This window comes from Ferruginibacter albus (genome assembly GCF_020042285.1).
In the GTDB taxonomy this organism is placed as follows: Bacteria; Bacteroidota; Bacteroidia; order Chitinophagales; family Chitinophagaceae; genus Ferruginibacter; species Ferruginibacter albus.
In genome coordinates this window covers 3,393,058-3,407,712 of the sequence record NZ_CP083388.1, presented here as the reverse complement: position 1 = coordinate 3,407,712, position 14,655 = coordinate 3,393,058, and the positions used below count along the sequence as shown (strand labels likewise).

The 14,655-nt window shown below is 35.8% G+C and carries 16 protein-coding genes; 11 read left to right on the top strand and 5 right to left on the bottom strand.

Features of this window, described 5'->3' with window-relative positions; translation table 11 throughout:
• Window positions 1–14 precede the first annotated feature (14 nt).
• On the top strand, window positions 15–212 hold the full coding sequence (locus K9M53_RS14575) for a hypothetical protein (RefSeq protein ID WP_224016279.1): 198 nt from the start codon (window positions 15–17) through the stop codon (window positions 210–212).
• Between the two features lie 10 nt (window positions 213–222).
• Window positions 223–489, top strand: coding sequence for a hypothetical protein (locus tag K9M53_RS14570; RefSeq protein ID WP_224016276.1), 267 nt, complete (start codon window positions 223–225; stop codon window positions 487–489).
• Between the two features lie 51 nt (window positions 490–540).
• On the opposite strand, the gene K9M53_RS14565 is transcribed toward K9M53_RS14570, so the two are convergent.
• Window positions 541–3,453, bottom strand: coding sequence for a leucine--tRNA ligase (locus K9M53_RS14565; protein ID WP_224016273.1), 2,913 nt, complete (start codon window positions 3,451–3,453; stop codon window positions 541–543).
• A gap of 355 nt (window positions 3,454–3,808) precedes the next feature.
• On the opposite strand from K9M53_RS14565, the gene K9M53_RS14560 reads away from it, so the two are divergent.
• The 6 genes from K9M53_RS14560 (at window position 3,809) to K9M53_RS14535 (ending at window position 8,780) form a co-directional block, all read left to right on the top strand.
• Entirely contained in the window at window positions 3,809–4,690 is an 882-nt protein-coding gene (locus K9M53_RS14560; RefSeq protein ID WP_224016271.1) for a cell division protein FtsX, read from the top strand.
• Between the two features lie 33 nt (window positions 4,691–4,723).
• Window positions 4,724–4,993 carry a DUF3098 domain-containing protein gene (locus tag K9M53_RS14555; protein ID WP_224016269.1) on the top strand — a complete coding sequence of 90 codons (270 nt, stop codon included), beginning with the start codon at window positions 4,724–4,726 and terminating at the stop codon, window positions 4,991–4,993.
• 86 nt (window positions 4,994–5,079) lie between these two features.
• On the top strand, window positions 5,080–5,877 hold the full coding sequence (locus K9M53_RS14550; protein ID WP_224016267.1) for an undecaprenyl-diphosphate phosphatase: 798 nt from the start codon (window positions 5,080–5,082) through the stop codon (window positions 5,875–5,877).
• Between the two features lie 95 nt (window positions 5,878–5,972).
• Entirely contained in the window at window positions 5,973–6,494 is a 522-nt protein-coding gene (locus K9M53_RS14545) for a hypothetical protein (RefSeq protein ID WP_224016266.1), read from the top strand.
• A gap of 110 nt (window positions 6,495–6,604) precedes the next feature.
• The gene (locus K9M53_RS14540; protein WP_224016263.1) at window positions 6,605–7,921 is read left to right on the top strand and encodes an MFS transporter; all 1,317 of its coding nucleotides are present in this window, start codon (window positions 6,605–6,607) and stop codon (window positions 7,919–7,921) included.
• Window positions 7,908–8,780 carry an MBL fold metallo-hydrolase gene (locus tag K9M53_RS14535; RefSeq protein ID WP_224016261.1) on the top strand — a complete coding sequence of 291 codons (873 nt, stop codon included), beginning with the start codon at window positions 7,908–7,910 and terminating at the stop codon, window positions 8,778–8,780. Before K9M53_RS14540 ends, K9M53_RS14535 begins: the two co-directional genes overlap by 14 nt.
• Window positions 8,781–8,803: 23 nt before the next feature.
• Here K9M53_RS14535 and K9M53_RS14530 read toward each other — a convergent pair whose 3' ends face one another.
• Both K9M53_RS14530 and K9M53_RS14525 read right to left on the bottom strand, forming a co-directional pair.
• The gene (locus tag K9M53_RS14530; protein ID WP_224016260.1) at window positions 8,804–9,601 is read right to left on the bottom strand and encodes a DUF3108 domain-containing protein; all 798 of its coding nucleotides are present in this window, start codon (window positions 9,599–9,601) and stop codon (window positions 8,804–8,806) included.
• 85 nt (window positions 9,602–9,686) lie between these two features.
• Window positions 9,687–10,664, bottom strand: coding sequence for a lysylphosphatidylglycerol synthase domain-containing protein (locus K9M53_RS14525; RefSeq protein WP_224016258.1), 978 nt, complete (start codon window positions 10,662–10,664; stop codon window positions 9,687–9,689).
• A 170-nt stretch (window positions 10,665–10,834) separates the two neighbouring features.
• Between K9M53_RS14525 and ruvC the strand changes: the two genes are divergently transcribed.
• The 3 genes from ruvC to K9M53_RS14510 all read left to right on the top strand — a co-directional run bounded on the left by ruvC (window position 10,835) and on the right by K9M53_RS14510 (window position 13,463).
• Window positions 10,835–11,407, top strand: a complete 573-nt coding sequence (gene ruvC / locus K9M53_RS14520) for a crossover junction endodeoxyribonuclease RuvC (protein WP_224016256.1) — start codon at window positions 10,835–10,837, stop codon at window positions 11,405–11,407.
• Between the two features lie 80 nt (window positions 11,408–11,487).
• Window positions 11,488–12,774: a sensor histidine kinase gene (locus K9M53_RS14515; protein ID WP_224016254.1), complete on the top strand. Its 1,287-nt coding sequence runs from the start codon at window positions 11,488–11,490 to the stop codon at window positions 12,772–12,774.
• A gap of 2 nt (window positions 12,775–12,776) precedes the next feature.
• Window positions 12,777–13,463 carry a response regulator transcription factor gene (locus tag K9M53_RS14510; protein WP_224016251.1) on the top strand — a complete coding sequence of 229 codons (687 nt, stop codon included), beginning with the start codon at window positions 12,777–12,779 and terminating at the stop codon, window positions 13,461–13,463.
• 24 nt (window positions 13,464–13,487) lie between these two features.
• Here K9M53_RS14510 and K9M53_RS14505 read toward each other — a convergent pair whose 3' ends face one another.
• Together K9M53_RS14505 and K9M53_RS14500 are read right to left on the bottom strand one after the other, a co-directional pair.
• Window positions 13,488–13,877 (bottom strand): HIT family protein, encoded by a 390-nt coding sequence (locus K9M53_RS14505; protein ID WP_224016250.1) that lies wholly within the window; start codon window positions 13,875–13,877, stop codon window positions 13,488–13,490.
• A gap of 17 nt (window positions 13,878–13,894) precedes the next feature.
• The gene (locus K9M53_RS14500) at window positions 13,895–14,626 is read right to left on the bottom strand and encodes a YARHG domain-containing protein (protein WP_224016247.1); all 732 of its coding nucleotides are present in this window, start codon (window positions 14,624–14,626) and stop codon (window positions 13,895–13,897) included.
• Between the last annotated feature and the right edge of the window lie 29 nt (window positions 14,627–14,655).

The following is a 14,655-nucleotide window of genomic DNA, read 5'->3' as shown; positions in this document are numbered from 1 at the left end:
TTCAATTTGTACTTATGATCGGATTAGTATTTGTTTTGATCATTGCTGCATTTATATTAACACCGTTAGGATTGATCATTGCCGGTTCGATAATGTTATTAGGTAGTGATCAACAAAGAGCGAAGAAAGGTAAGGTATACTTGATTGCGGGAATTTTAATAGTACTGGTAGAGTTTTTAATAGGCTATTCTATTTGTTCGGGTCTTAAATAATTTAACTAGTATGAGTAAATCGAAAAAGATAACTTTTATTATTTGCGGAGCGCTGTATTTAATATGCATAATATACAATCTTACTGATATACATTCCGGCGGCGCAGCTATGATCGGACTGGCAGGAATTTTATTGGGAGCCGTGTTGTTTCTTTTAGGGCTTATATTTTCAATCGCTAAAGAAACAAGAGATGTCGGTTCTGCAATGTTGATATCAGCCGGCGTACTATTTTTAATTGGCGTAAGTGTTTGCTCCATGGCGCCAATACATATTTGATGGTTTTCCCGCAGATAAACGCTGATCTGCATTTATCTGCAGAAATAAAACCTACACTACGATATTTACCATCTTTCCTTTTACAAAAATTATTTTTTTAGGAGGCTTGCCTTCTGTCCATTTTAAAACCACATCGTTCGTTAAAACAATTTGTTCTACATCTGCCTGCAAAGCATCCATAGCAATGGTAATATTGGTACGATGTTTACCGTTTATAGAAACCGGGTACTCTTTAGAAGATTCAATTAAATACTGGGGATTGAATGTTGGATATTTTGCATCCAACACTGAACCTTCGTTTCCTAATTGATTCCATAATTCTTCTGCGATATGCGGCGCATACGGCGTTAATAAGATCAATAGCTGTTCTAATATTTCTTTTTTATTACACTTGGCATCGCTTAATTCATTTACACCGATCATGAAGGTACTTACAGCCGTATTAAAGCTGAAACGTTCTGTATCTTCTTCGATCTTTTTTATCGTTTTGTGTAAGATCTTTAATTCTGCTTCGGTAGGTTTATCAGTATTCCACACCTTTCCTTTTACTTCATCAAAAAACAAACGCCATAATTTTCTTAAGAAACGATGAACACCTTCAATACCTTTTGTATCCCAAGGTTTGCTTTGCTCTACAGGACCGAGGAACATCTCGTACATGCGGAAGGTATCAGCGCCGTATTTGGTAATTATATTGTCCGGGTTCTCAACATTATACTTTGACTTTGACATTTTCTCAATGTCACATTTGCATAACAAATATCTTTCGCCATTTTCAGTTAAATCATCTTTCCATAAAATGTATTCGAGGTCATTCTCAAGCTGGACAGGCTGCATCCCCATTAATTGAAACAATTCTTTTAAATTCTTTTCTGTGATTCTATCTTGAGAGTCCACAAATAGATGCCCATATCGTAATCTAAAATCTTCTGAATCATATTCTGCATGATATTCGTTTACTCCTGGATAATCTATTTTACCTTGATGTTTAAATGTATTTTTTTCATACTTCAAAGCTTCATCTGTTGAAATTAAAAATCCTATTCTTGATTCTCCTTTTATACTTACATTTTTTGCAAATACCTTTTTAATAAAATAAGATTTTCCTGTTATCATTCCCTGATTCACCAAACGCTTAAACGGTTCATCAAAACCAATCAAGCCTAAATCAAATAAAACCTTTGTCCACATACGGCTATAGAGTAAATGCCCAACAGCATGTTCGGTACCGCCAATGTATAAATCAACCTGGTTCCAATAATCGCTGGCGCTTTTATCACAAAATGCTTTATCATTATGTGGATCCATGTAACGCAGAAAATACCAACTGCTGCCGGCATAACCAGGCATAGTATTCGTTTCTAATTCTTTCGCTACCCATTCAGGAATATTTGCTAAAGGCCCTTCGCCTTCCGGTCCGGGTTTATAACTTTCTACGTGCGGCAGTTGAACAGGTAATTCACTTTCATTTAAAGAATAAGCAATTCCATTGTGCCATTTTATAGGAAATGGTTCGCCCCAATAACGCTGACGACTAAATGCAGCATCACGCATTTTGAAATTTGTTTTGCGCTTGCCGATACCCATTGCTTCAATCTTATTTAAAACAATATCAATGGCATCACGCATTACCATACCGTTTAAAAAATCACTGTTTTCTAAAATGGCATCTTTGGTTGCGTTTGCTTCTTCGCCATTAAAATGACTGCCGATAATATTCGTGATGGGAATATTAAAATGTTGTGCGAATTTAAAATCACGTTCATCGCCGCAAGGCACCGCCATAATAGCGCCCGTGCCATAGCCTGCCAATACATATTCACTGATCCAGATAGGAATTTCTTTTCCGTTAAAAGGATTGATAGCATAAGCTCCGGTAAATACGCCGCTTATTTTTTTCTCTGCCTGCCGTTCTCTATCGCTGCGGCTTTTTACATAGGCAATGTATTCATCAACAGCAGCAGCTTGTTCAGCGCTTTTCACATCGTCTATCCATTCCAGCTCGGGAGCAATTACCATAAAGTCAACGCCGAAAATGGTATCGGGGCGTGTTGTGTAAACACGCAAAGGTAAAACGTGAGACGTAAGACGTGAGTTGTCGTTTGACGTTTCACGTTTGACGATTTGAAAGTCTATCTCCGCTCCATAGCTTTTTCCTATCCAGTTGGTCTGCATTTCTTTCATTGCATCGCTGAAATCCACTGTTTGCAAGCCTTCGAGCAGCCTGTCTGCATAATCGGTTATACGTAAATACCATTGACGTAATTTCTTTTTTACCACAGGATAACCGCCACGTTCACTTACACCGTTTACTACTTCATCATTTGCTAAAACGGTTCCTAAAGCTTCGCACCAGTTTACTTCGCCATAACCACAATACGCCAACCGATGATCCATTAATATGTCCATCTTTTTCTTTTCATCAAATACTTTCCATTCATCGGCAGTAAAACTATCAGCGCCTTCTGTTTCAAATTGCTTAATTAATGTATCAATGCCTTCTGCTTTCTTTGTTTTTTTATTGAACCAACTATTGAATAGCTGGAGAAATATCCATTGTGTCCATTTATAATAAGTGGGGTCGCTGGTTTTTACCTCACGGCTCCAATCAAAACAAAAACCAATTTTATCTAATTGACTACGAAATGTGGCAATGTTCTTTTCAGTTGTAACGGCAGGATGCTGCCCTGTTTCCAAAGCATATTGCTCTGCAGGCAAACCAAAGCTATCGTAGCCCATCGGGTGCAATACGTTGAATCCTTTTAGTCTTTTAAAACGGGCGTAAATATCGCTGGCAATATAACCTAACGGATGTCCCACATGTAAGCCGGCTCCACTGGGGTAAGGGAACATATCCAATACATAATATTTGGGTTTGGAGGAGTTGTTGCTCACTTTATATGCTTCTGTTTGCTGCCAGTGCTTTTGCCATTTTTCTTCTATCTCGTTAAACTTATATTCCATTTTTATTACACGAATTGCTTGTGATCTTGATTATTGCTTTGTAAAAGAAACGTTATTTTACTATTGGCTAAATACTAATATAAGAATTAGCAAGTTAATTTTACAGGCAGCAAAAGTAAACTAAAGCAGGTAAAATGCTATACTTTTGCCGCATAAGCGACAGAATGCTGATGACGCAGATAATTATGATCGATCTGATAAATCGTAATTAAAGCTAATAGTAGTAATGCCGATGAAAGAAATGATTATCCAAATTCTTTTACTGAAAGAATCGGATAACAGAAGAAGTTCACAACGATGCTGAAGCACTTGCTACTGCCTGTATCAAAAACTACTAACCACTTAAATATTTAGAATGACTCAATTTGGAAAATCATCCTCGGCAAAACGAAGCAAGCCCTCCTATGCGTATGCTATTATTGGCGTAGCGTTGATCTTATTTTTATTTGGTATTGTGGGTTGGATGTCGCTGAATTTGAAAAAATGGGGGGAAGTATTAAAAGAGCAATTGCAGGTGAATGCATACATACTTCCTTCTGCCACACAAAAGCAAAAAGACAGTGTATTTCAGTTTGTAACCAGTTTGCCTTATGTGCGAAATGCCGAATACATTACCAAAGACAAAGCTATAGCGAGCTATAATTTGGAAAATGACAGCTCTTGGAAAAAGATGATCGATTATAATCCTTTACCCGAGAGTGTAAGCTTTTTTCTCAACTCCAACTATGTAAATAAAGACAGCCTTGATAATTTGCGCAATTTATTATTGACGAACTACGGGCATGTAATATCGGAATTTCAAGATCCGCAAAAGACCATACAAAACGTTGGTTCTTTTGTTAAATATGCTACCATTTTTGTTTTCATTTTTGCAGTGATAGGTACTATTATAGTAATTGTATCAATTGATAATACGATCCGTTTGGCAATGTATAGTAATCGGTTCATTATTAAAACCATGCAAATGGTGGGTGCCACACGAGGGTTTATTTCCCGTCCGTTGAATGTTAAGGCTGTTATTAATGGTACCATAGCCGCTTTAATAGCTATTGTAGCAATGATAGCGTTTATGCTATTTGCAGAAAGTGTTGTGCCTTGGCTTAAGCAATTAAGAGATGTTACTAATCTTGCAATTGTGGTGGCGGGGATGTTGATATTAGGAATCACTATTTCGTGGGTTAGCACGCACAGGGCGGTTATTAAATACCTGAAAATAAAACTGGACGACCTTTATTAATAAAATACTTTATTTTGCACTAAATTTTTTGAGATGGCTACAGCTAAACAAAAACAGGTAAAACAACAACCTGCAAAAGCAGAAAGCTTGTTTGATAAAAAGAACTATCAAATGATGTTGATTGGAGTAGTGGTATTGGCGTTGGGCTTTTTTTTAATGGCAGGCGGTAAAAGTCCCGACCCTACTAAGTTCAACGATGATGAAATTTACAGCACAACCCGCATCACTATTGCGCCTTTATTGATCCTTACAGGGTTTATTATTGAAATATTTGCAATAATGAGAAAGCCTAAAGACGCTTAATTTATTTTCAGGAATGATAAGTCCGGTTTGAGAAATACTTTTTATTTTCAAACCGGTTTTTTATTACTAACATTTAACTAAAACTAATGACTTCCATTCAAACTATTATTCTTTCTATTGTAGAAGGATTAACGGAGTTTTTGCCTGTTTCTTCTACCGGGCATATGATCATTGCCAGCTCATTGATGGGAATTGAAAAAGATGAGTTTGTAAAATTATTTGAGATCGCCATACAATTAGGAGCGATACTGGCAGTAGTTGTTTTGTATTGGAAAAAGTTTTTCGATCTCAGCAAATGGCAGTTTTATATAAAGCTTGTAGTTGCTGTTATTCCTGCCTTGGTATTGGGAAAATTATTGTCGGATAAAATTGATGCATTGCTGGAAAGCCCCACAACAGTAGCATTTTCGTTATTGATTGGTGGCATTATCTTGTTATTCGTTGATAAAATATTCAATGAGCATACGATAACGGAAGAAAAAAACATTAGTTATGGCAAAGGATTTATCATTGGTATTTGGCAGTGTTTGGCAATGATACCGGGTGTAAGCAGAAGCGCCGCCAGTATTATTGGAGGCATGAGTCAAAAACTGACAAGAAGCTTAGCAGCAGAATTTTCTTTCTTTTTAGCTGTTCCAACCATGGTAGCGGCAACAGGCTATAAATTATTAAAAACCTACAAAGAACATCCTGAAGTTATAAAAAACAAGCATAACCTGATGTTGCTGGGGTTTGGCAACCTGTTGGCTTTTATTGTAGCCATGATCGCTATTAAGTTTTTTATCAGCTATTTGCAAAAGCATGGCTTTAAACTGTTTGGATGGTATAGAATTGTGGTAGGAATCTTATTGCTTTTATTGATCATGAAAGGGTATTTAGGATAATAGAGCCAATAAATTAATAAAATTTCGCATTTTATTTTGAAATGTCGATAAAACAAATACTTTTGCTGCAACCAAAAACACAAATATTTACTTTTATGAAAAAGATCTCTTTATCACTTATTGCAATGCTTGTTGCAGTTTTCTCTTTTGCTCAAACAGCGGTTAACGACAAAATGGCAAAACACTCAGGCGAAACACTGGATGTAAAAATTATTAAAGTAAACGAAAACACTATCACCTATAAATACCCTGGTGAAGATGCAGAACAAACAATCGGTAAATTGGCGGTAGCTTCTATTACTTATGGCTCAAGCGGACGTAAAGAAACTATTTCTGATAAAGTAGTTGTTTCAAGCAAGGATGATTGGGAACAAGTACAGATCGTTACTGATCCTTCTCAAGTATTAGGATTGAAAAAAGGCGAAGAAGTTAGAGGCAAAACATCCGGCTTATTAAGCTATAACACTGCTGGTTCTGCTGATAAAAAAGCTACCAGAAAATTAAGAGAATCAGCTGCTGAATTGGGCGCTCCTTTCATTCTGTTAACATCTGATAAATCAGATGGCTACGGTGTAAAACAATCTATTAAAAACGGCGTTACCTATTCTTATAAATAAATAACAACAAAATAATATTAAAAAGCGCTCCATTTTGTGAGCGCTTTTTTTATGTTATTTAAACAGTATTTAATTTTTATTCCCTAATTTTTCATCCTTAATTCAATTTAATGCAAACTGCTTCTAAAAAAGTAATTAACGGATGGGCAATGTACGATTGGGCTAATTCTGTTTATAGCCTGGTTATTACATCCACTATTTTTCCTGCGTATTATGGTTCCGTTACAGGAGATGGGAAAGATAATACGATCGATTATGTAAATTTCCTGGGAGGCAGATTTGTAAATACTTCTTTATATAATTATGCGTTGGCAGTAGCATTTCTAATCGTTGCTGTTATGTCGCCTATCCTTTCTTCTATTGCAGATTATAAAGGAAATAAGAAAAGCTTCATGAACTTTTTTTTAACGATAGGAAGCATTGCTTGTGCCTGTATGTTCTTCTTCGATAAAGGCCATCTTAATACCGGAATAATAACATTAGTGATTGCCTGTATTGGTTATTGGAGCAGTCTGGTTTTTTATAATTCGTTTTTACCTGAAATAGCAGCACCGGAAGACCAGGATAGAGTAAGTGCCAAAGGTTTTGCCATGGGCTATATCGGAAGTGTTATTTTACAGATAGTGTGTTTTTTGTTTGTGATGAAACCTGAGTGGTTTGGAATAAAAGATGATTATCTGCCGGCTAAACTGTCGTTTTTACTAGTCGGTATTTGGTGGTGGGCATTTGGCCAGTTTTCTTTATCACGACTACCTAAAAGCATTCCGGCGGGAACTGAGAATAAAAAGAATATTATTGTAAACGGGTATATAGAATTAGGGAAAGTATGGCGGCAGTTAACGTCCATGCCTGTATTAAAACGTTACCTGTTCTCATTTTTCTTTTATAACATGGGTGTGCAAACCGTAATGCTTGCCGCTACATTATACGGTACAGATGAATTGCAGATTCCCACTGCAAATTTGATCATCGCTATTCTTATTATTCAACTTATTGCCATTCCTGGATCTTATCTTATATCTAAATTATCAACGTTGATCGGAAACTTTAAGGCATTAATGGTTTGTGTGATAATCTGGATCTGTTGTTGCATTGCTGCGTTTTATATGCCGGCCAAAGGCATTAATGAATTTTATTTATTGGCTACTATTGTAGGTTTTATAATGGGAGGCATTCAGTCATTAAGTCGTTCTACATACAGCAAGCTGATGCCTGCAACAAAAGATACGGCCTCTTTCTTTAGCTTTTATGATGTTACAGAAAAAATTGCCATAGTAATTGGCATGTTCAGCTTTGGATTTATTACGGAAATAACGGGTTCTCAGCGTCACTCAGTATTGGCATTGGCAATCTTTTTTATAATAGGGTTGATCGGGCTTTTATGGACGCGTTCTGTTGAAAAGAAAATTACGAATGAAACTTTATAGCATCAACACCGGTTATTTTAAATTAGACGGCGGCGCCATGTTTGGCGTGGTTCCTAAAAGTATTTGGAATAAACTTAATCCGGCAGATGACAATAATATGTGCAACTGGGCCATGCGTTGTTTGTTGATTGAAGATGGTAATAAATTAATATTGATCGATAACGGAATGGGAGATAAGCAGGATGCAAAATTTTTCGGTCATTATTATTTGAATGGAGATGATAGCTTAGATAAATCTTTGGCAAAACATGGTTTTAATAAAGACGATGTTACTGATGTTATTCTAACCCATTTGCATTTTGATCATTGTGGAGGAAGCATAAAAAGAGAAGGAGATAAATTAGTTCCTGCATTTAAAAACGCAAGCTTCTGGAGCAACAAAGCGCATTGGCAATGGGCTACAGAACCCAATGACAGAGAAAAAGCAAGCTTTCTGGAAGAAAATATTTTGCCGATAAAAGATAGTGGTCAACTGAAAATGGTAAAAAGTAATCACCAAATGGCGGCTAATAAATTGGGCAGAACTTCATCAGAAATATTACCATCCATCTCTTTCTTATTTGCAAACGGACACACAGAATCAATGATGTTGCCGTTAATAGAATACAACGATCGTAGAATTGTATTTATGGCAGATCTGCTACCTGCTGTTGCACATATTCCTTTGCCTTATGTAATGGCTTACGATATGTTTCCTCTTACTACCTTACAAGAAAAGAAATCGTTCTTAAACGAAGCAATGGAAAATAAGTATACCTTATTTTTTGAACATGACCCGAATATTGAGTGCTGTAATTTACAAATAACAGAAAAAGGGATAAGACAAGGAGATACATTTCGTATACAGGATATTGGATAAAGCAGCATGCTGCAATGTTGAACCTATCTCACTTCAATTAAAGAACTTAACGGGTAACGCAGATTTTTATATCCATACATATCTACTTTAACAGTACCAACTGTAATAGGACTTTCAATTCGTAACAATAAATGATTAGGGTCATCGCTTACCCAGGCTGTCATCTTTTCACCGCCTTCAAACATAGTTCCTTTAATAAGCAGTGGCTTAAATTTTATCGCATTGAATTTGCCATATTTTGTTTTCACTACTTCTTTACCTAAATAACGAATGTATAAATGATAAACCTGGTCATCTAAAAACATATCAAAAGGTACTTTATCATTCACTTTGTATTTAGAGAAATTAATATTCCGGGCATAATAAATAGCACTCATTACATCTTGTATGCAGCTGGTGGTTTTATAAACGCCATTAGTAGTAATAGCAGTTTTAGCAGTCTGATTAAAGGTTACGTTATTGTAAATTTTGGTGTTGCCTTCACTTACATTGCGAACGAATTTCATCGGCAACATATTGGAAGTATCAATGTATGTTTCGTATCTGTCACGCACTTTAAAAAAGTTATCAAAAAAAGAATACGATTTTCCATCACCAATGCAGTGATAAACCGTTTTACCGTTATATTTTTCCAGAGCTGTGGTAAATGTAGCTTCGCCTGCGCCAACATATACGCCGGCGGCGGTATAAAAAACTTTCATGGTAACAGATTCGCCCTCTTTAAAAGCAGTGTTTTTAATACCGCAAAAATCATCAGAAGGTCCATCCTGAAAACTGCATAAACACGTCATTAATAATGCATACCTGATTAATTTTTTCATTTTGTACAGCTTTTGAGGTTTCAATAAGTTATCCACTACGACTATAAAAATAAATCAAAGGTTTATTGTCACAGCAGGCACTACCTTATTTTTCCTTTATAATTTTAATGCTCAAAATAAGCAAACTACCTATAATAGCCGGCACTACAAGATTTATCAGCCAAATACCTAGTGTTGCCGCACCAACGCCTAATTCGTTGGTAGTATAAAATTTCAAAATTTCCCAACTGGTTTTTGCACGCATAGGAAATTCAATAAAACCAAAAGTGGGCACTATCGCCATTACTAAATAAAATACATTGATAGAAGTGCATCCTAATATAATACCAATATCCACCTGCATTACCTGCAGCAACAGCACATATTGCAAAACAAATACCATATATCGAACAAACGATAACAGGAGTATATGCAACAGTTGCATATTACTAAATTCATCGAGCACCTGTATATGTTTAACAAATTTTTGTAATGCAGTAATTTTTTCTATCATTCTCACCAACCAGCCTATACGTAAATAGAAAAGCAGTATCAATAAGGTAAGAGCGATGCTTAACGACAGCAATATATTGCTCCATAAAGAAGGCAATTCATTCAATGCATTGGCCCTGGTTGAAAAAAAACGAAGAAAAAATAATCCGCAACACCCCATTACCATAGTAACCAAAAACTGGCTGATGCTGCCCACAATAGTAAGCGAAATGGCTTTAATGCGATTCCCTTCTTCCACATATAAGATTCTTCCTCCATATTCACCTACCCTGTTAGGCGTAAGCATGGTTACGCTGCTGCCGGATAATACGGCACTAAAGGCCTTAAAAAAACTAAATTGTTGTAAATGCCCGATCAGCAATTGCCATTTTCTTGCCTCAATTCCCCAGTTTACCAGCATTAAAATAATTACCAGCCAGAATTTATAATTGTACCAGCTTGCTTTAATTTCTTCCCATCGATTGGCAAGATCGGGTTGATTAATTATTTGCTTGTACAAACTCCAGGAAAGTAAAACAAATAATACAGGGCCCAAAAAGTAGTTCAGCAGTATTTTGATCTGTTTATTCAATGGCGTTTTATTTATTTTTGTCCAGTCATTAGTTCTTTTTCAACATCGTTGTGTCACTCACTTGTACGGAATTCCGTTATTGAGCTGTAAGCTTCTTTGAAACTTGCAGCTTAAAACTTTGGAGTTGCAATGATACTTTAATTATCGGTAATCTATTAAATTGCTAAGCTTTGTCAGTTCAAAAAAAATCAAAAATTATTTTAGGCATCGATCCCGGAACTGTGGTGATGGGTTATGGATTATTGGAAATAACAGGGAGTAAAATATCCCTGCTGGAAATGGATGTATTAAAACCAGGTAAAGTAAATGATGGCTATAAAAAGCTGCAGTTGATCTACAATACCGTAAGCGGACTTATTATTAAATACAAGCCAGATGTATTTGCCATTGAAGCGCCATTTTTTGGTAAAAATGTACAAAGCATGCTAAAGTTAGGCAGAGCGCAAGGTGTAGCTATTGCTGCCGCTATGCGCCACGGTTTGGAAGTAACTGAATATTCTCCTAAAAAAATAAAGCAATCAATAACAGGAAATGGAAATGCCAATAAAGAACAGGTGTTAAAAATGTTACAACGTTTATTGCAGTTCGATCACGAGCCGGGATATTTAGATGCATCAGATGCGTTGGCAGTAGCTGTTTGTCATTATTTCCAGGAAAGTTCATTAATAAACCCGTCTTCAAAAAAAGCAAAAGGCTGGGATGACTTTATTAAAAATAATCCCGGCAGGATAAAAAATAAATAATAATAGTTTATTGTTATAAAGGCGGTAAATAGCTTAACTGCCTATTAACACTCAATTGTAGCAGTATTAAAAACCTTTGCATGATTAATTTACAAAGAATGGTAATTCGGTCAAAGGCGTTGCGATGGGGGCTTCTCATAAGTGCTTTGGTGGTGGCTATTATCATTGCTGTACAATTATTCTGGTTACAAAAAGTTTACCTCTTTGAAGAAAAGCAATTCAGTACAAATGTTTCTAAAAGCATTAAAGGTTTGTACGAAGATCTTAATTTGATGGGGGAGCATAGTATAGAAAAATTAATAGAGATTTCTGACAATGACTTTTACCTTGCAAAGATCGATGAAGCACCTCCGATAGATTCTATACGCAATACGCTAAGTTATGAGTTGGCAGATTTTGGCGTGTTTACCGATTGTAATATTGCGGTGTACGATGCCCAAACAAAAAAATATTCCGGGGAAAGATATATTGATCTGCCAGATACTTATCATTCCAATTCGGATAATATTTCAATACCTGTTTTCAAAAGAAATTACTCCTATCTCATTTTGTTTTTTCCGCACCGCGGACAATACATTTTAAAGGAAATGTACTTCTGGATCATATCAAGCGGAATTTTATTATTGGTTTTAATAGGTTTCAGCGGTAGTATTTTTTATTTATATCGTCAAAAGTTCTTGAATGAGACACAAAAAGACTTTGTAAATAATTTTACACACGAGTTTAAAACGCCATTAGCAGTAATTAAAATAGCTGCAGATGTTTTGCAACAACCTTCGATCATACAAAAGCCGGATAAGTTTACTAAATACGCCGGTATTATAACAGAGCAAACCGATTACATGCAGCGGCAGGTGCAACGGTTATTGGAGATCGCTTATACTGACCGAAAAACATTGCCGTTGGTATTGGAGCAATTTGATGCCAATCAATTAATACAAAAAGCGATCAATGATCTGCAGCCATTGATATTAGAAAAGAGCGTGCAGCTAACCACTTCGTTCACGCAGAACAATGCCGTCATTAAAGCGGATAAAAATCATTTGTTGCTGGTTATAATTAATTTAATTGAAAATGCTATTAAATATTCGCAGCAACCTGTTATTAAGATCAGTACGTTTGCAGAAGACCTGCATTTGATAGTAAAAGTAGAAGATAATGGAATGGGCATTAACAGCGAACATTATAAAAAAATATTCGATCGCTTTTACCGGGTTACCGATGGCGAAATCCATACTACCAAAGGCTTTGGTTTGGGCTTGAATTTTGTGAAAAAAATAGTGGATGCACACAATGGTAAAATAGAAGTTGAAAGTAAACGTGGAGAGGGTAGCACCTTTACAATTAAAATTCCTAAAAATTTATAACTATGAATAAAGGAAAAGTTTTGTTAGCAGAAGATGATGATGCTTTGGCATTTGTAATTAAAGATAGTTTAAGTGATGAAGGGTTTGATGTGATACATGTTGCAGACGGAGAGTTAGCCTGGCAGCAATTTCAAAAAAACAATTTTGATATTTGTTTGCTGGATGTGAATATGCCGATACGGGATGGTTTTGCCCTGGCTAAAAAGATCCGTCAGCATAGCGATATCATTCCTATTTTATTTATTACTGCCAAAAGCCTGGAGGAAGATAAGATAAAAGGTTTTCAAACCGGTGCAGACGATTATATTACCAAGCCTTTTAGCATGCAGGAGCTGATATTAAGAATGGAAGTTTTTTTACGGCGTACTAAAAAATTAATGGCTGATGTAAAGGAAGAATATCAAATCGGAAAACTCCGTTTTTCGTATAATGAGTTAAAAATATATTCTACCAGTGAAGTGATCACACTTACACAACGTGAAGCAGAGCTTACCAAATTCTTTGCCTCTCACCCAAATAAGATTTTAAAAAGAGAAGAAGTATTGCTGAATGTTTGGGGTAAGGATGATTATTTTTTAGGCAGAAGCATGGATGTGTTTATAACCAAGCTTCGTAAATACTTTAAAGCAGATCCTTCTGTGATATTGGAAACCATACATGGGGTGGGTTTCCGGTTGAATGTAAATTGATTGTCTCTGAGAGATAGAGAGCAATTACAAATGTGCTACTATTTTCTCTTGAACACTTTTCAATTGCTCTGCACTTAATTTTAACTTGGGCTTGGTAAAGCTTATATCACCTGCGCTATTAATAGGTGTTAAATGCAAATGAGCATGCGGCACTTCCAAACCAATTACACTAATTCCGCACCGGTTACAGTCGAATGCTTTTTCAATAGCGTGAGCAATGGGTTTTGCAAACAATAATATTTCTGACAAATAATCATCAGGCAGGTCAAAAAACTTATCTGTTTCAGTTTTGGGTATCACCAAAACATGCCCTTCTACCAATGGAAAAATATCTAAGAAGGAAAAGAATTTTTCATTCTCTAAAATTTTATAAGAAGGGATTTCTCCTGCTATTATTTTTGAAAAGATGGTCATATTGTTCTTATTTGAAATTATCTGCCATAATCATCACCATACTCCTTGGCATATTTTTCATACTTTTTTATCAATGTAATATTTTTCCTTTCTATTTCTGTTATATCTTTTCTTACATCAACAGAAGCCGGTATATACCAATCTTCACTTTCAAATTCCTGCCTGGTTTCTCTTCTTGTAAAGCAATAACCATGACGGGCAAATATTTCATTGCGCATCATCTCTAATTCGTACTTATCCATATTGTTTACATCGCTGTCGCTTAACAATTTCATGCTTGCTTGAGGATATTCACCAACGTCTGCTTTATAAGAAAATGTTCTTTTGACAAGAGAAAATTTTTTGTCGCCAACATTTTCGGTTGACTTATAAGGTTGCCATGAACCGGTAAGTGTATTTGGATTTGAAGCATTTATCGCAAATTGAAAACTTCCATCATTTTTATCATCGCCCGGCTCTTTTGCACTTATGCTGATAACAGAATCTTTTTTATTTATGGTTCCTTTAAATGTTCTGGCATTGCCTGCAACAATGCTATTGCCTTCAATGCTGTCCCCGGCTATTCTTGTAATTAAAACATTGATCTTATTGTCGCCAAAAGCTCCAACATAGGAGCCTAAGATATTTATTTTATTAACAAGGCTGTCTGCAACAGCATTGTCTGTATTTTTATCGGTAGAAGATGTTTTGCTTTTGCAGGAAGCAATTATAAAAGCAGCTAACAAGGCAAACGAAAAAATGTGTTTCATAAATACTAATTTTCTGTAAAGTACAATTT